At 49.3% G+C, this 17,060-nt stretch carries 19 protein-coding genes; 6 read left to right on the top strand and 13 right to left on the bottom strand.

Features of this window, described 5'->3' with window-relative positions:
- The first annotated feature begins 75 nt into the window (after nucleotides 1-75).
- The gene (locus tag BUB68_RS00265) at nucleotides 76-819 is read left to right on the top strand and encodes a M15 family metallopeptidase (protein WP_081371786.1); all 744 of its coding nucleotides are present in this window, start codon (nucleotides 76-78) and stop codon (nucleotides 817-819) included.
- 81 nt (nucleotides 820-900) lie between these two features.
- Here the strand turns inward: BUB68_RS00265 and BUB68_RS00260 are convergent, their stop codons facing one another.
- The 12 genes from BUB68_RS00260 to BUB68_RS00205 all read right to left on the bottom strand — a co-directional run bounded on the left by BUB68_RS00260 (nucleotide 901) and on the right by BUB68_RS00205 (nucleotide 11,256).
- Nucleotides 901-2,124 (bottom strand): dicarboxylate/amino acid:cation symporter, encoded by a 1,224-nt coding sequence (locus tag BUB68_RS00260; protein ID WP_073087839.1) that lies wholly within the window; start codon nucleotides 2,122-2,124, stop codon nucleotides 901-903.
- Nucleotides 2,125-2,276: 152 nt separating this feature from the next.
- On the bottom strand, nucleotides 2,277-3,998 hold the full coding sequence (locus BUB68_RS00255; protein WP_073087838.1) for a proline--tRNA ligase: 1,722 nt from the start codon (nucleotides 3,996-3,998) through the stop codon (nucleotides 2,277-2,279).
- Entirely contained in the window at nucleotides 3,985-5,067 is a 1,083-nt protein-coding gene (gene ispG, locus BUB68_RS00250) for a flavodoxin-dependent (E)-4-hydroxy-3-methylbut-2-enyl-diphosphate synthase (RefSeq protein WP_073087837.1), read from the bottom strand. Before ispG ends, BUB68_RS00255 begins: the two co-directional genes overlap by 14 nt.
- A 5-nt stretch (nucleotides 5,068-5,072) precedes the next feature.
- Entirely contained in the window at nucleotides 5,073-6,110 is a 1,038-nt protein-coding gene (gene rseP, locus BUB68_RS00245; RefSeq protein WP_073087836.1) for an RIP metalloprotease RseP, read from the bottom strand.
- Between the two features lie 15 nt (nucleotides 6,111-6,125).
- On the bottom strand, nucleotides 6,126-7,277 hold the full coding sequence (locus BUB68_RS00240; protein WP_073087835.1) for a 1-deoxy-D-xylulose-5-phosphate reductoisomerase: 1,152 nt from the start codon (nucleotides 7,275-7,277) through the stop codon (nucleotides 6,126-6,128).
- 12 nt (nucleotides 7,278-7,289) lie between these two features.
- Nucleotides 7,290-8,117 (bottom strand): phosphatidate cytidylyltransferase, encoded by an 828-nt coding sequence (locus tag BUB68_RS00235; protein ID WP_073087834.1) that lies wholly within the window; start codon nucleotides 8,115-8,117, stop codon nucleotides 7,290-7,292.
- Between the two features lie 16 nt (nucleotides 8,118-8,133).
- Nucleotides 8,134-8,949, bottom strand: a complete 816-nt coding sequence (locus BUB68_RS00230) for an isoprenyl transferase (protein WP_073087833.1) — start codon at nucleotides 8,947-8,949, stop codon at nucleotides 8,134-8,136.
- An 82-nt stretch (nucleotides 8,950-9,031) separates the two neighbouring features.
- Nucleotides 9,032-9,202: a DUF362 domain-containing protein gene (locus BUB68_RS00225; protein WP_014423751.1), complete on the bottom strand. Its 171-nt coding sequence runs from the start codon at nucleotides 9,200-9,202 to the stop codon at nucleotides 9,032-9,034.
- 3 nt (nucleotides 9,203-9,205) lie between these two features.
- Nucleotides 9,206-9,418, bottom strand: coding sequence for an aliphatic sulfonate ABC transporter (locus BUB68_RS00220; RefSeq protein ID WP_073087832.1), 213 nt, complete (start codon nucleotides 9,416-9,418; stop codon nucleotides 9,206-9,208).
- Complete coding sequence (frr, locus tag BUB68_RS00215; RefSeq protein ID WP_014423749.1) at nucleotides 9,418-9,975, bottom strand: ribosome recycling factor; 558 nt, start codon at nucleotides 9,973-9,975, stop codon at nucleotides 9,418-9,420. The genes BUB68_RS00220 and frr overlap by 1 nt, the downstream gene beginning before the upstream one ends.
- Nucleotides 9,975-10,715, bottom strand: coding sequence for a UMP kinase (gene pyrH, locus BUB68_RS00210; protein ID WP_073087964.1), 741 nt, complete (start codon nucleotides 10,713-10,715; stop codon nucleotides 9,975-9,977). Before pyrH ends, frr begins: the two co-directional genes overlap by 1 nt.
- A 109-nt stretch (nucleotides 10,716-10,824) precedes the next feature.
- On the bottom strand, nucleotides 10,825-11,256 hold the full coding sequence (locus BUB68_RS00205; protein WP_073087831.1) for a hypothetical protein: 432 nt from the start codon (nucleotides 11,254-11,256) through the stop codon (nucleotides 10,825-10,827).
- A gap of 59 nt (nucleotides 11,257-11,315) precedes the next feature.
- On the opposite strand from BUB68_RS00205, the gene BUB68_RS00200 reads away from it, so the two are divergent.
- Nucleotides 11,316-12,773, top strand: a complete 1,458-nt coding sequence (locus tag BUB68_RS00200) for a serine/threonine protein kinase (protein WP_073087830.1) — start codon at nucleotides 11,316-11,318, stop codon at nucleotides 12,771-12,773.
- A 64-nt stretch (nucleotides 12,774-12,837) separates the two neighbouring features.
- On the opposite strand, the gene BUB68_RS00195 is transcribed toward BUB68_RS00200, so the two are convergent.
- The gene (locus BUB68_RS00195; protein ID WP_073087829.1) at nucleotides 12,838-13,191 is read right to left on the bottom strand and encodes a helix-turn-helix domain-containing protein; all 354 of its coding nucleotides are present in this window, start codon (nucleotides 13,189-13,191) and stop codon (nucleotides 12,838-12,840) included.
- 146 nt (nucleotides 13,192-13,337) lie between these two features.
- Between BUB68_RS00195 and BUB68_RS00190 the strand changes: the two genes are divergently transcribed.
- From BUB68_RS00190 to BUB68_RS00175, 4 genes are all read left to right on the top strand, one after another.
- Entirely contained in the window at nucleotides 13,338-13,526 is a 189-nt protein-coding gene (locus tag BUB68_RS00190) for a helix-turn-helix transcriptional regulator (protein WP_073087828.1), read from the top strand.
- A gap of 11 nt (nucleotides 13,527-13,537) precedes the next feature.
- Nucleotides 13,538-13,840 (top strand): hypothetical protein, encoded by a 303-nt coding sequence (locus BUB68_RS00185; protein WP_073087827.1) that lies wholly within the window; start codon nucleotides 13,538-13,540, stop codon nucleotides 13,838-13,840.
- A gap of 810 nt (nucleotides 13,841-14,650) precedes the next feature.
- The gene (locus tag BUB68_RS00180; protein WP_073087826.1) at nucleotides 14,651-15,850 is read left to right on the top strand and encodes a hypothetical protein; all 1,200 of its coding nucleotides are present in this window, start codon (nucleotides 14,651-14,653) and stop codon (nucleotides 15,848-15,850) included.
- Between the two features lie 27 nt (nucleotides 15,851-15,877).
- The gene (locus BUB68_RS00175) at nucleotides 15,878-17,053 is read left to right on the top strand and encodes a hypothetical protein (RefSeq protein WP_073087825.1); all 1,176 of its coding nucleotides are present in this window, start codon (nucleotides 15,878-15,880) and stop codon (nucleotides 17,051-17,053) included.
- Nucleotides 17,054-17,060 lie beyond the last annotated feature (7 nt).

Here is a 17,060-nt window from a genome sequence, read left to right as displayed (position 1 = left end):
ATTTCTATTTTGTCGAATTTTTCTTAGGATAAGATTTTCTAATATGCCGTTTACTTATATTGAGGAGGTTTTGACATGATTCCCCAAAAACGAAAACTGATCCCACTGTTTTTTATCCCGTTACTAGCATTAAGCCTGCTATTGGGCTGTCTGCAGGGAACGGGTTCTGCCGCCAAGGCAGATCCCCAGGATTCTTCCGGCTTTGTGGTACTCTCAGATGTTGTCCCTGATGTCATTCAGGAAATCCGTTATTACTCCACCTATAATTTTGTCGGTGACCGGATTGACGGATATAAAGAGCCCTGCGCGCTGATGACCAAAGAGGCAGCCCAGGCACTAAAGGCAGTATCAGATGATGTGAAAGCCCAGGGATACCGGTTGAAGATTTACGATGCCTACCGTCCCCAGATGGCCGTAAGCCACTTTGTAAGATGGGCGGAAGACCTGAATGACAAGCGTATGAAAGCTTATTTCTATCCTCAGGTAGAAAAGAACCGCCTCTTCGCCGAGGGCTATATCGCTGCTAAATCCGGCCACAGTCGGGGCAGCACGGTCGACCTGACCCTCTTTGATATGTCCACCGGCAAGGAATTGGATATGGGGGGTACCTTTGACTATTTCGGTGAACTGTCCCATCCGGACTACAAAGGAGATCTGACCGAAACGCAGTTGAAAAACCGACAGATCCTGCGGGAAGCTATGCTGCGTCACGGCTTCAAACCGTTGGATGAAGAATGGTGGCACTTCACCTTGAAAGATGAGCCTTATCCCGATACCTATTTTGAATTTCCCGTAGAAAATCTGAAGCACAAGCACTGATTGACGCAAAAGAGGACTGAGAGCGAGTATGGTCCATACTCGCCCTCAGTCCTCTTTATTCCATTATTTATTGTGCCAGAATCATGCCTGGGCACCAGCTACATTGCTGTCATATTTCTTTTCTTCCTGATCCATCACGATGGTCACAGCTGCATCCCCCGTGATATTGAGGCAGGTACGGAACATATCCAGCACACGGTCAATACCAGCTACGAGTGCCAGACCTTCCAAAGGCAGGCCAGCTGTCTGCAGCACCATGGCCAACATGATAAGCCCAGCCCCCGGAACACCTGCTGTACCAATAGAAGCCAGCGTCCCCGTCAGTACGATCATCAAGATCTGGCCCATGGTCAGGTCAACGCCGAATACATTGGCAATGAACAGCGAGCAGACACCCATATAGAGTGCCGTGCCATCCATGTTGATCGTAGCTCCCAACGGCAGGACGAAGGAAGAAACCTCACGGGAAACCCCTAGTTTTTCCTGGCAGTTCTTCATGTTGACAGGCAGTGCTGCCGCACTGGAACAAGTCGTGAAGGCAATCATCATGGCTTCGCTCATGCCCCGAAAGAATTCCATAGGCGTATGACCGCCCCAGACACGGGCCAGAGAAGAATAAACCACCACGGCATGGATCACACAGCCGATTGCCACACAAGCGATGACAGACATCAGCGGCAGCAGGACAGCCGGACCATTCTTAGCCACCACCGGCAGCAAGAGAGCAAATACACCAATCGGTGCAAACTGCATCACGATGCCGATGATCTTGTAGGAAACTTCGGCAGCGGCATCAAAGAACTTCATCAGCAACTGTGCCCGTTCGCCGCCCACATGGACGATACCGATCCCCACGAACAGTGAGAACACGATAACGGGCAGGATCTGTGCCTTTGCCATCGCGTCGATGGGATTAGCCGGTACCATGGCCACCAGCACCTGCATGATTCCCGGTGCTTCCTTTACCTTGTAGGTAGCATCACTGGCCAGAGAAAGCCCCGTCCCCGGGCTGACAATCCCTGCTATGCCAAAACCAATCAAAATCGCCACAGCCGTGGTCAGCAAATAAAGCACCACTGTCTTGGCACCAATACGCCCCAGCTTTTTGGTATCCCCCAGGCTGGTCATGCCCACCACCAGGGAGAAGAACACCACGGGCACGATCATCATCTTGATGAGATTGATGAAGATGGTACCAATCGGTGCAATCCACCAGTTGATAAAAGGCAGGGCAGGTTCCCCGGCAATAAGTCCCACAACAACCGAGAGAACCAAAGCGATAAAGATTTTGATGGAAAGATTCATGATATCACTCCCTTTACAATAAATAATAAATACGAATCCATCTAAGTTCATTATATGGATTTATGTAAAGAGTGTCTACGGTTTAAGCTTATGTGTACATGTATACTTAATCAAAAAGCCTTCCCCACAGGGAAGGCTTATGTATTGTCTGGTTATAAGGTGGCCAATATTTCTTTGACTTTTTCCAGATATTCCTCACGGCTGACCGTGAACATCTCACCGGTCTTACGCACTTTGATTTCAATCTGGTTCTCTTCCACGGCCTTGGGGCCCACGACTACACGCAGGGGGTAGCCGATGAGGTCGCAGTCCTTGAACTTGACACCAGCACGTTCTTTACGGTCATCGAGCAGGGTATCAAAACCTGCGGCCTTGCATTCCCTGTAGATTTCCTCGGAATAAGCCAGCTGGTCTTCCTTCTTGGCATTGACGGCCACAACCACCACTTCAAACGGTGCGATAGCACGCGGCCAGATGATGCCGTTCTCATCGTTGTTCTGCTCGATGGCAGCAGCCATGGTACGGCCTACGCCGATACCGTAGCAGCCCATGTAGAGGGGCTGCTGCTTACCCTGTTCATCGAGGAACATCGCCCCCATAGCCTGGCTGTACTTCGTGCCCAGCGTGAAGACCTGGCCGGCTTCGATGCCGCGCGTCATCTTCATCTCTGCGCCGCAGTGCGGGCAGGCATCCCCTTCTTTGACCATGCGCAGGTCAGTAACAACGATGCCTTCCGCCGTGAAGTCCCGCTTCGGGTTCACGTTCTTGTAGTGAGCATCCACTTCATTCGCGCCAGCTACGGCATTGTGCATGTTCATGACCGTAGGGTCAACCAGCACGATAACATCTTCGCTAGGCTTGATGCCGATGGCGCTCATAAAGCCCGGGCAGCCGCCAGCATTCTGGATGGCTTCATCTTCCGCCATCGTGAGTTCCAGCGCACCTTCCACCTGATTGATGACCTTGACTTCGTTGACATCATGGTCACCACGGACAAAAGCCAGCACGAGCTTGCCATTATCGGACTGATAAGCCACAGCCTTGATGGTCTTTTCCACGGGAATGTTCAGGAACTGCGCCAAAGCTTCAATCGTATTAGCGCCCGGCGTAGCCACCTTTTCAAGCGGCAGTTCTTCTTCTGCCGGAGCTTCGATAGGCGCCAGCGCAGCCTTTTCATCGCTGGCCGCATAATCGCATTTCGTGCAGTAAGCGATATTGGATTCGCCAGCTTCTGCCAGCACCGTGAATTCATGGGAATGGCCGCCGCCGATGGCACCGTTGTCGGCTTCTACCGGACGGAATTCCAAGCCCATGCGGGTGTAGATATTGGTGTAGGCATCGTACATCTTCTGATAGGATTCATTCATGCCCTCAATGTCCTTATCGAAGGAGTAGAGGTCTTTCATGATGAACTCGCGGCTGCGCATCAGGCCGAAGCGCGGGCGACGCTCATCGCGGAACTTGTCCTGGATCTGATAGAGCATCAGCGGCAGCTGCTTATAGGAGCTGACTTCATCCCGCACCAGATCCGTAATCATTTCCTCATGCGTCGGGCCAAGGCAGAAGTTACGGCCATGGCGGTCCTTGATGCGCATCATCTCATCGCCATAAGCGGCCCAGCGGCCGCTCTCTTCCCAAAGCTCAGAGGGCTGGAGAATCGGCATGCCGATTTCCTGGCCGCCCGCAGCGTCCATTTCCTCGCGGATGATTTCCTCAATCTTGCGGATGACACGCCAGCCCAGAGGCAGATAGGTGTACATACCGCCGGCCACCTTGCGGATCATGCCGGCACGGTACATGAGCTGATGGCTGGCAATCTCGGCTTCTGCCGGCGTATTGCGCAGCGTAGGTGCATATAAGTTACTTGCTCGCATTGTTCTTACGTTCCTCCAATATCGCATCGATTTCTTTGAACAGTTCTTCTACTAGATTTTCTTCCGGCACTTTGCGGATGATTTCGCCCTTGCGGAAAATCAGGCCTTCGCCATTACCGCCGGCAATGCCTACATCAGCGCCGCGGGCTTCGCCGGGGCCATTGACCACGCAGCCCATCACGGCTACGTCGATGGGGTCTTTGATGCCTTCCAACTTCTTTTCCACCTGCGCAGCGATTGCAGGCAGGTCGATGCTGGTGCGGCCACAGGTCGGGCAGGCAACGAGCGTCGGCCCGTACTCCTTGAGTCCCAGGGATTTCAGGATTTCATTGGCCACCTTGACCTCCACCACCGGGTCACCGGTCAGGGAAATGCGGAAGGTATCGCCAATGCCCTCGGATAGCAGTGCCCCGATGCCCACAGCAGACTTGATGATGCCCGTGTTCACCGTACCTGCTTCGGTAATGCCCAGATGCAGGGGATAATCCACGGTCTTGCTCATCAAGCGGTAAGCCGCCAAAGTCAAAGGCACATCATGGGCCTTCAGGGAAATCTTGAGGTCATGGAAATCCAGGTCCTCCAGGATCTTCACATGCTGCATGGCCGATTCCACCAAAGCCTCCGGCGTGACTGCCCCATACTTGGCAAGGATCTTCTTATCCAGCGAACCGGCATTCACGCCGATGCGGATGGGGATATGGGCTTCCTTGGCCGCCTTGACCACTGCCCGCACCTTTTCCTCCCCGCCGATATTGCCGGGGTTCAGCCGCAGGGCAGAAATTCCCTGCCGGATGGCCTCGAGAGCCAGCTTATAGTCAAAATGGATATCAGCCACCAGAGGAATATCGATTTCCCGGATGATATTGCCGAGATTCTGCGCAGCTTCCATGTCCGGCACAGCCACCCGCACGATATCACAGCCCGCATTCTGCAGGGCCTTGATCTGCGAAACCGTGGCCTTCGTATCCGTGGTCTTCGTATTGCACATGGACTGTACAGAAATCGGCGCACCACCGCCGATAGCGACCTTGCCGATATGGATCTGTCGGGTCTTCTTGCGTTCAAACATCTATCTTAGCCTCCCGTAAAGACGCGTACAATGTCATTCTTCGTGGCGAGCACCATCAGCAGGATGAGCAGCACGATGCCCACCTTCTGCGTGTACTCCAAAGCCTTCGGACTCATGGGCTTGCCCCGTACAGCCTCCACGCAGAGCGTCACGAAATGACCGCCATCCAGCGCCGGAATCGGGAACAAGTTCACGATACCGAGGTTGAGACTCAGGAATGCCGCAAAATTCAACAGCGGCACAAAGCCCATCTGCGCCACTTCCCCTGCCATCTGAGCTACACCAATGGGGCCGGCCAGTTCCGAACCGGATAGTTTCAGTACGATCTGCAGCAGGGCATCCAGCATCATAGCGACAATCATGTAGGTCTTCTGGACAGCAAGCCCTGCCGCTTCCACCAGACCCGGATGATGGGTATCCACAGAACTCATGACACCCACCATGGCTTTCTTTGCCTGAGCATCATAGACCGGCGTCATGGTAGTCTCGATGGTTTCATCTCCACGCTGCGCTACCACCTTTATGGGCGTGCCCTCGTTGTCCTTGACGTTATCGACAAACTCAGTCCAGTTGGCAATTGCCTTGCCATCGAGGCTGATGATCCGGTCACCATCCTGCAGGCCTGCCTGGTCTGCCGCCTTGCCTGCAATCACCGTACCAAACACCGGTTCCGGATTGGGCGTGCTGACACCCACAAAGAAAAAGATGCCAAAGAAGATCACCAACGGCAGGATGAAATTCATGATGGAGCCGGCCAAAATGACAATCATGCGGGACAGTACCGGCTTTTCACAGTATCCCCGGCTGCCCGCTTCATTATTGGCCGGGTCCATGCCCGCAATATCGTTGAAACCGCCCAACGGGATAGCCCGCAGGCTGTAAACCGTCTCTCCTCTGGTGAAGCTCAAAAGCTTCGGCCCAAAGCCGATGGCAAATTCATCCACCCGCATGCCCGTAAGCTTGGCGGTGATGAAATGGCCCAGCTCATGCACCAGTACCAATAAACCAAAAACAAAGATAGCCGCTGCAATGGTTAATACCATAGTGTCACCATCCTTTTATTTCTTGCGTAAAACTTCCGTGGCAAATTCCCTTGCCCAGCGGTCTTCCTCAAAGAGTTCCTCCAGCGTCGGTTCCATGATGCACGCACGCTTGAGCATCGTCTCTTCGATGATATCATAGATATCGAGGAACTTGATCTCATCCCTGAGGAATGCCCCTACCGCCACTTCATTGGCGGCGTTGAAGATGCAAGGCATGGAACCGCCCATAGCCCCGGCCTCATAGGCAAATCTCAGCCCCTTGAAGGTATCCGTATCGGGCTTAGCAAAGGTCAGATCCTGCATCTGCCAGAAGTCCAGACGGTCAAACTCTGATTTCACACGGTCAGGATAAGTCAAAGCATACTGAATCGGCAGCTTCATATCCGTGGACCCCAGCTGGGCAATCACAGCACCATCGCGGAACTGTACCATGGAATGCACGATGCTCTGCGGATGTACCACGACCTGGATCTGGTCATAGCTCACGCCATAGAGCCATTTCGCTTCAATGACCTCAAGGCCCTTATTCACAAGACTGGCAGAATCTACGGTGATCTTCTGGCCCATATTCCAGGTTGGATGCGCCAATACCTGTGCCTTCGTGGCATCTAAGAGATCTTCCCGCTTCTTGCCGCGGAAAGGGCCGCCGGAACAGGTCAGCAGCAGCTTTTCGATGGCTTCCATCTTCTCGCCCTGCAGGCACTGGAAGAACGCACAATGCTCGCTGTCCACGGGCAGGATCTTTACGCCCTGCTCCTTGGCGCGGCGGGTGACGATCTCACCTGCCACCACGAGGGTTTCCTTGTTGGCCAGTGCGATATTCTTCTTCGCATCCAAAGCCTTCATCGTGGGTTCGAGGCCAGCAAAGCCCATCATGGATGTGACCACGGTATCGACACCGTCAAAGGCGGCTGCATCGATGAAAGCCTGACGGCCACCGGCCAGCTTCGTTTTGCCGCTGTAACGGCTCTTCAGACGGTTATAGGCATCTTCATCAGCCAATACCGCCAGTTCCGGCTCGAACTCGCGAATCTGCTGTTCGAAGAGTTCATCACGGGAATTTGCCGCCAGCACACTGATATGGAAAAGCTCCGGATTGCGGCGTACGACTTCCAAGGTCTGCGTACCAATGGAACCCGTGGAGCCCAATACTGCAATATTCTTCATCTTCCCATCTCCTTATTTGCCCAAAAGATTCACAAACTGGACAAAATAGTAAACCAGCGGTGCCGTAAAGAGCACGCTGTCGAATCGGTCCCAAACACCGCCATGGCCCGGGATGATGTTGCCGGAATCCTTGATGCCCACATAACGTTTGGCCACAGATTCCACCAGATCTCCCAGCGTAGCCAGAATGGCAATCAGCAAACCTAACACCGCCATAGCCTGCAAGGGCAGGTTCAGGAAATATCCCAGCCCCGCCACCACTGCCGTGGTACCGATCAACGAGCCCATAAAGCCCTCAATGGTCTTGTTGGGGCTGATGGACGGACAGAGCTTATGTCTACCGATAGCCGTACCCGTAAAATAAGCAAACGTATCGCTGGCCCAGGTACCGATGAACATGATCCAGACAAAGGCATTGCCAAAAGTGAATGTGCCGATTTCCGTCGTGAAAACCGTATCCGGCAGGAAGTTGCGCAAAAGCAGCAGGCAGGCAAACGGGAAGCCGATATAGATAAGCCCCGCCCCGGAAGCCAGCGCATCCATGATGCTCGTGGATGCGCGCAGCAGCACGCTTTCCAGCAAGGTCACCATGATGATCAGCGGACAGGCCAGCGCCAAAAACTCCGGCTTCTGCCAGGCCGCATACCACATCAGCCCCAAAGCAACAAAGCCCGTAACGAGAGACAGCCCCATGCCGCGCTCGGAAAAAGCCCGGGCATATTCAAACCAGGCCAAAAACATCAGCAGCAAAGTAAAACCGGCAAAGACCGCGCCGCCGGTCTGTATCACAAAAGCGGCAGCAGCAATGCCCACTATTCCAGTTATAATTCTCAGTAACAAAAAGCAACGCTCCTATTTATTTCTTATTGTCGTTCAGGCCCCCGAAGCGGCGGTCACGGCTGGCAAAGTCCTTCATAGCTTCCACAAAACATTCCGGCGAAAATTCCGGCCAGTTCACATCCGTGAAGTAGAGTTCCGCATAAGCGGACTGCCACAGCAGGAAGTTGGACAGACGCATATCGCCGCTTGTGCGGATAACCAGATCCACTGGCAGATTGCCCACGGTATCCAGCTGCTGTTCTATCATCGCTTCATCGATGGCTTCCGGTGCAACTTTCCCCGCCTGCACATCAGCAGCAATCTTCTGCATAACCCGCACCAGTTCATCCTGCCCGCCATAATTGATGGCAACATTGAACTTGACACCGGTGTTATTCTTCATGAGTTCTTCAGCATCCCGCATCTGTGCTTGCAGGGATGCGGGCAATTTATCCAGACGGCCCACAAAGCGGATCTGCACATTATCTTCATGCAACTCCTGCAATTCTCTCTTCAAACTATCATAAAAGAGATTCATCAGAAAGTTGACTTCCGTCTCCGGACGCTTCCAGTTTTCCGTGGAAAAAGCGTAGACCGTCAAGGCATCCAGATTCAAGCCGATGGCCGTCTTCAGGATGTTTTTCAGGGTCTTGACCCCGGCACTGTGTCCAGCAGTGCGCATCACGCCCTGCTCCTTGCCCCAGCGGCCGTTGCCATCCATGATAACTGCCACATGACGGGGCAGTCTTTCCCAATCGATTCCCGCAAACAACGGCGAGTCATGCTGCGGAATCTCAAAATCCTCACGGCCGGCAAAAGTCGTAACCGCTTTGCCAATTATTTTCTTTATCATGATAATCCCTCACTAGGAAATAATCTCAAAATATAAAACAAGCCCCTCCGCCAAAAGCACCAGAGGGGCTTGCAAAGTCGCGTCAGGGAGCCTCGATAGCAGATACCGGGCAGCCAGCAGCGCAAGCGCCGCACTCTACGCACTTATCCGGGTCGATTTCATAACGTTCTGCCCCCTCGCTGATTGCCTCTACCGGGCAAGTAGCAGCGCAGGAACCGCAAGAAATGCAATCCTCACCAATTTTGTAAGCCATGTATTACACCTCCTTTACAGGCAGTTGTTTCGCCGCCAATGTCAAAAGCAGCTTGCCGTCTGACTCCTGACACTGGCGCACAACATAAAGTCTATGCTCATCCACCGGGAAAAAATCCCGGGTTGGACGGGATATCTCTGTTCGATAGGAGATATTTGCCTCCCTGAGCTGCTTCTCTGCAGCTTCCCAGGGAAGGGCCATAACATCTAAATCCATCAGACTTCCATTACTTCCTTTTCCTTGCCGGCACGGGCAGTGTCTACCACTTTGACATATTTGTCAGCCAGCTTCTGCATGGATTCCTGAGCCTTCTTGGACTCATCCTCCGTGATTTCCTTGCCTTTTTCCAGCTTCTTGATAGCATCATTGCCGTCACGGCGGATATTGCGGATAGCAACCTTGGCTTCCTCAGCCTTCTTGTTGACGGTCTTCACCAGTTCCTGGCGGCGTTCCTGCGTCAGAGCCGGAATAGCCAGACGGATAGCCGTACCATCGGAGTTCGGAGACAGGCCCAGATCCGACTTCATGATAGCCACTTCCACCTCATGGAGCATGGATTTCTCATAGGGCTGGATCATGATCATGCGCGGTTCCGGAACAGCAACCTTCGCAATCTGGTTCACCGGCGTCGGCGTGCCATAGTAGTCAACCATCACCTTGTCCAGCAGGGACGGCGTAGCACGGCCAGCCCGCAGAGAGCCGAATTCACGTTTCAGGGCGTCAATGGATTTCTGCATACGCTCTTCATGGGAGCTAAGAATATCTTTTACCATTATTTATTACCTCCTACCGTGGTGCCAATCTCTTCACCGAGAGCTGCCCGCACGATGTTCTCATGATCGTCGATATTGAAGACAACGAGAGGAATCTTGTTGTCCATGCAAAGGCTCGTAGCGGTGGTATCCATGACCTGCAAGCCCTTGCTGATGATTTCCAGATAAGTCAGTTCATCAAACTTCTTGGCATTGGGGTTCTTGTTGGGATCGGAATCGTAGATGCCGTCCGTGCCCTTCTTGGCCATCAGGATTACATCCGCTTCGATTTCTGCGGCGCGCAGAGCTGCCGTCGTATCCGTGGAGAAATACGGATTACCCGTACCGGCACCGAAGATGACCACACGGCCTTTTTCCATATGGCGGATTGCCTTGCGGCGAATATAGAGTTCAGCGACCTGACGCATTTCGATAGCCGTCTGTACCCGGGTATCCACATCCATCTTTTCCAATGCATCCTGCAGCGCCAAAGCGTTCATCACGGTGGCCATCATGCCCATGTAGTCAGCCTGAGCACGATCCATGCCCTTGGCAGAACCAGCCAGACCACGCCAGATATTACCGCCGCCAACGACTACAGCCACATCTACACCACGTTCCCGGATAGCCTTGATCTGTTTGGCGATATCTTCCACGATTGGCGGATTGATGCCAAATCCCTGTTCACCCGCCAAGGATTCACCGGACAATTTCAGGACAACACGTTTATATTTCGCTGTTTCCAAAACAATACCCTCCATATCAAGCATCTCTGTACTTGTTTCTTACTCACACTAACTTACATTATACATGAAAACAGCCGAGAACACAAAAGTTTTGTGCTATCGGCTGAATTTTTTCCCGCAAAAATCAATACGCTAATTCCCGCAATCCTAAATCCGTCAGCAGCAGATTCGTTTTGACCACACCGAGCTTATGTTCCAACGCATACCAAATCACGCTGTCGAAATGATCGCGGACATAAAGCGCTCCCGCTCCGGCATAATGCAGCAAATGCTGCGTTTCCTTTGTTGTCAGCTTCATGGTCAACGCCAGGATCAGCACCTTGTCCCGGGCAGGATTCTGCTTCTGGCCGCCGAATAAATGATAAGCATAACCGGTATCCAAACCGCTGTCCCGTACCACATCGGCCTTCTTCAGACCTTTCTCCGCGAGCAGCCCGGTCAGGAACTCTGCCAAGGTCATCTCCCGCAGATTCAGCTCATTGTCCCGCCAAAAGTCCTGCACGTCCCGCGCTTCCGACAGACCATGCTCCAAAGTTTCCGTATCCTTCTTTTCCATACATATCCCTCCATGCCCTTCATCATAGCTGAAGCCGCTTCAGAAAGCAAGGTGATTCCATGCAAGCCGACCATTTCCTCGCCAGCACCTATGAAAAAATCCGTCTGCTGAAAAAATCTGCCCGCAGCGAAGTCTGGCTCGTGACCGATAAGCAAGGAACTCTGGCCATCCTCAAACACAGCCAGCCCCACCGCCTTCCCCTGCAAGAACTGAAAACTGCAGCAATTCCCCTGCTCCCCAAAATCTACTACCTCATCAGCCACGACGAAGAAACCATCACCATCGAAGAATACATCCACGGCCAAAGCCTGGCCGACCGTCTGCAAACCAAGAACTATCTCACCGAACAAGAAGCCAGCCAGCTCCTGCTGTCAATCTGCCACGGCCTTGCCCAGCTTCATGCACTCGGCATTATCCACCGAGATATCAAACCCGAACATATTATAGTAGAAAAAGACAACACGCCCCGGCTCATTGACTTCGATGCCTGCCGCAGCTTCAAAGATGGACAAACCGAAGACACTGCGCTCTTAGGCACAAAAACCTACGCGCCCCCGGAACAATTCGGCTTCCAACAGACTGACCCGCGCAGTGACATCTACGCACTCGGCAAGACCATCCAGGAATTGCTTCCCCCCGATTACAACGGCAGACTTCTCCCCATCCTCCAACGCTGCCAGCGCCTTGACCCGGCTGACCGCTATCAAAACACGCACGAACTATCCGCCGCTCTGCAAAGAACTCCCCGCCGCCTGCTTTTCATTATACCTGTGCTATTGCTCTGCGCCCTGCTCATGTTCTTCTGCCTGACTCAGGAAAAATTTTCCTACGCCCCCACAGCCACCACAACCAATGAACAGTCCCCTGCGGAAAGCCCCTCTCTGCCAGAAAAAAAATCCTCTGCCCCCACTCAATCCCCTGCCGCACAGGAAGCAGCTCCGGGCCAAGCCCCCACACCTCCAACAGCGCCATCCCCTCAACCACCACAGCCAGTGCCGCCAGTCCAGGCCGCAAACACCATTCCCCCGCCAACAGCTGACACGAAACCGCAGCCGGAGACTGACAAAAACTATATCCGCACCCAATATTTCCGAAACGGCCGCCGTCTGGACGGCTGGACAGAAAATTCCTCGATCCCCATCAACAACGCCGGCACGACCATAGCCATCAACCCAAAATTCTATGCGAAACAGATCAAGGACTCCGGTAAAGCCCAATTGAGTGCAGATGACAATGCTACGCTCCGCATCATCAATCACAGCAGTCAAACTTGGAGCAATGCCTATCTGACCCTCCATTACAGCTGCCAGGACAAACAAGACAGCCAGACCATTCCCATAGGCCCCCTGGCTCCCGGCGAAACCACGGATATCCCCATCCCTCTAAGCCAGTATCCGCTCATCATCCCGGATATAAGCACGCAGGCTGAAGGCGAACTGCACATCGAACTCACCAGCGATTCCCCTCAGGAGATCCACAACAGCCGCTACTATTTCAATCTTTTATACCAGCCTTAATAAAAATTGTCCCCACAGCTAACAAAAAGCTGCAGGGACTTCTGTATAATGAAATATATTCACTTCAATTTTCATTATGGGACGAATTATTACGCCGTTCTTCCCGTTCATAGACGGCATCCAGCGTGATGTCCACAATCTCCCGGCCATTATCGCTGAGATCCATATACTTGCGCACCTGCCGGTGAACCTTAGGCACGGCATCGGCTTCTACATTATCTGAGGCACTGCCCAGAATATAATCTGCACTCACGCCAAAGATAGCCGCCAGCTCCTTGATTTTCCTGACCGGCTGAATCACACCGCTCTCATATTTATTGTACGCTGTCCGCGAAATGCCCAGCTTCTGAGCCACCGCTTCCTGCGACCACTTTCTTTCCTCACGCAGCAAGCGCAGCCGCTGACCCGTGACACTCATAAAATCACTCCCTACCATATAATTGTACAGGAAATGAAGTTTGGCACAAGATGTGAGTTTCACGCACATTTTCATTGACCCACCCGTTTAATTGTCGTATAATTCATAATATACAATGTGATTTAAATTTCACAGGAGGACGCGCCATGAACCGCATCCGCGAACTGCGCAAAGCCCAAAACCTCAGCCAGCAGGAACTAGCCGTCAAAATTGGCGTTGACCGGTCAACTATTGCTAAGTGGGAAACTGAAACCAACTGCCCCAGAACGGATAAACTGCGCCAACTGGCAAAAATTCTCGACTGTTCCGTGGAAGAACTATTGCCCAACAGTTAGGAGGAAATCATATGGGAAATAAAACCATCACCCAAAAAGACCTCGACCTGATCCGCATAGAAGCCGAAGCCATTGAAAGCACCGATGACAAATACTACCTGATGGAACAACTCCACAAATATATACAGGCCATCGAAGCACAACTCAAAAAGTCAGAAAAGAACAACAAGACAGATAATGACCGACAGACAATTGAAGAACTCCAATCCCTGCACGACTACGCCATGGAAATCCGGGCGTATATTATGGGGCGAAAGATTGGCAGGAAGCGATATGGATTGTTCGTAGAATATCCAGAAGGGTATGATGGCTGATATTTTGTAAAAAGAAACAGGAGGATTACGTACATGAAAAACATTGTATATTTTACAGATGCATCATTTATATCACCTAAAAAAAATCTTCCTATGGCTTTTATCGATTTATATACCATGATGATACATTAGATATAAAATCCAAGAAACCAAAAATCAAAGACAAGCGTTTCAATAACAATAACCAGCTGAACTGCAAGCTATAAAAATCGCCATCAAAAACATTAAGAAGCACACAAAAAACATTTTTTAGAATATTATTATCTTTATAAGCCATATAAGTATATAATTGTTACAGATTCTGATTGGGCAATGAATTTATTTAAAAATAAGAAATTACCAAAAGGGTTTTCATATAACAATCAAAAACAATTAAACTTCATAAATAAAATGCTAGAACAATTGAATAATAAAATAGATATACAGTGTATAAAATCTCACGCTGAGTTTACAGAACAATTTTAAAAAACCTACTCTATAAAAGAAGAAAATCATTCATTCAGAAAATTTCTAAAGCAACATGTAGATTATACAATATTCCTAACAAAAGGTAATCAATTAATAGATAATTTAGTCCATAATCATATAAAAAAATTATGATAATATTAACGAGGTGATTGCAATGGATAAATTAGGTTGTATATTTTTTTTTCTACTTATACTATGTTGTTTGCTCCCTATTTTAGTTCCAATTCTTGTCTATCCCATGGCAATTATAGTTGGAATATGGTTCGTTATGTATATATTAAGTTGGTTCCGATAAAAAGCTAAAAACTAATATTAATACTTATCAAAGGAAGTTGATATGAAATGAAAAGAGAAAAATTTTCTTTATTGCTTTCAAACAAAACATATGTACGAAATGATATTGATGAATTACGTAGTCACTACGAGCCCCAACTCATTATAAAATACTTCCATTCCGGCGAACTGCAAACATGGCTAGAAGACCGTTACTATGACGAAGAAGCCGAACAAATCAGCGAACTTTCCAAAGATGACCCTAACCTGCCCCAAAAGCTCTGTGCCATTCTAGGTGTTTCTGCTATTCAACACGGTATCTTGGATGATGCACAATTAAAACGTTTAAATGAAAAGAAAGCACTTTTGCTCCAGCGAACCACTGACGAGTCTATTATCAGCAAGGCCCCACAAACCGCCTTTACTCAGGAAGATTTAGCTGACTTGCTGGATATGGGAGAAAGCACGATATATCTTTGCGGTGAAGTATTCACTATCCCCATTCGCATGACTGACAAAACATACATCGGTCTCTTAGGAACCCCCAGGATAAAAATAAAGGCAACTTCTGAAAATGAACTGCAAGAAAAAAATATCATCCTGCAAAATACAATTCTCCCTTGGTCAGAAATGTCATCACCTGCTACAAACCAGCCTATGGTCAAATCCCCTATCAGCCCAGTCACACTGGATAAAGCAAAAAAACTCCTAGTCAAAATATCAGACAAGAATTTCCGTCAATGGGGTGAAGGAAATCTCGTCTGGTTCATATGTGATATACAAACCGCCTCTAGCAAGCGCGAAATTGAAAGCAGTCTGAAATCTGGAGCCAAAGAATCCGAGCAAGACTTGCCAACAGAAATCGCCGATAACGTAGACCGTATGCTGGATAAACTGCGCGAAGTTCAGGAAACATACGATTCACTATTCACGGGTGGTATTACCTATATGAATATCATCCCCCCACTTAGCGAAGTCAATTATCAACTCCCATTATCTGCTGAAAAAATCAAATACGACAAGCCAATGGATCTAGGCAATGAACTGGTAAAAAAGGCTCGTTATATGGAAATGGAAAGCGACGGATTCTCCGGTATATTCGGCGTTTCTGACTATTTTTTACAGAACCCAACAGATTTAGCTAAAGTAGTCAGCGATTACTGCCACAAGGTCTATGTCAAACTTGATAAAAGCAGCGGCGGTAAAGCGCTAGATAGTTACTTAGAATCTATGGTTTCCAATTTGAAAACACTTCTTTCACAAAAATAATTAAACTTCGATAAAGCAGGTGACAAAATGGCCAGAAAAATAAAATTTGCTTTAGAAATGGCTGACGGCTATAAAGTACGCAACAGTCTGGAAGAATTGCGTGAGCATTTTGATATAGATACTATCGTCAGTCATTTCTTATCTGGAAAACTGCAAGAATGGCTTGACGACCGCTATTACGAGGACGAAGCCAGCCAGGTGTCTGAACTCAGCAAAGATTCTCCCGAACTTCATAATCGGCTCTGTGCCATTCTCGGGGTTGAACATGTTAACTCTGACAACACAGATATAGAATCATTAGAACGCTTGAATGAGAAGAAATCTATTCTAAGGCAAAAAACTAGTGATAAACAAATTATTGATAATGCCGCTATCACAGCATTATCACAAGAAGATCTTGCAGATTTGCTTGATGCCAATGAATCTATCATCTATCTTGTCGGAGAAAAATTCAACATTCCCATTAGAATGACAAATAAAAAATATATTGGTATCCTTGGAACCCCCGTCATCAAAATTCAAGCCAAAAATCCCGAAGAGCTAGAAGATAAAGATATATCATTTGAAAACGTTATACTCCCCTGGACGCCAAAACAAATAGAAGTTTCACCTGTAATTCCAACAAACACTCTAGAATCACAATCTCAACCTTCATTGAGTTCTTCTGCAGTTGATGAAGCAGTCACAGATGATACTGATGATTTAATTGATGAATTCATAGAAGTTTTCAATTCAACATTCACAAGCTGGAAACCTAAAAATGATACTATTTGGGAAGTTACCAATCTCTTCGGTACTGCTAGTAATGAAAAATTGACACCTGGAAAGAAAAAAATTGCCTTACGGCTAATATGTAAAAATGCCTATACAGAAAAAGAGTTAGTCCACATAAAAGTTATTGATGATTTATCTGCTGGATACGCTCTTACTAAGGACAGTGTATGCTTTGGCGGAAACTTTGGCAATATTCTTATCCGATATAACGAATTATGTCAAAATGGAAGTTCCGAACCCATTGAAGTTCGTAAAGAGTTTAAGGGAACTTTCTCCTTTGATGAAATTTTTACCTATGTTATAAACACTAAAAATGGCACATTCACATTAGCTAGCTCTGTAGAACACGAAGGATTAGATGTCTTACATGATGACATGCATGAATTGAACAACTATCTAAAAACTATTGCAAAACTATCCGCCATATAAAAATTGC

Origin of the sequence: Pseudoselenomonas ruminantium, from assembly GCF_900142515.1 — a bacterium.
In the GTDB taxonomy this organism is placed as follows: Bacteria; Bacillota; Negativicutes; order Selenomonadales; family Selenomonadaceae; genus Selenomonas_A; species Selenomonas_A ruminantium_D.
This window is presented reverse-complemented; position numbering and strand designations above follow the sequence as displayed.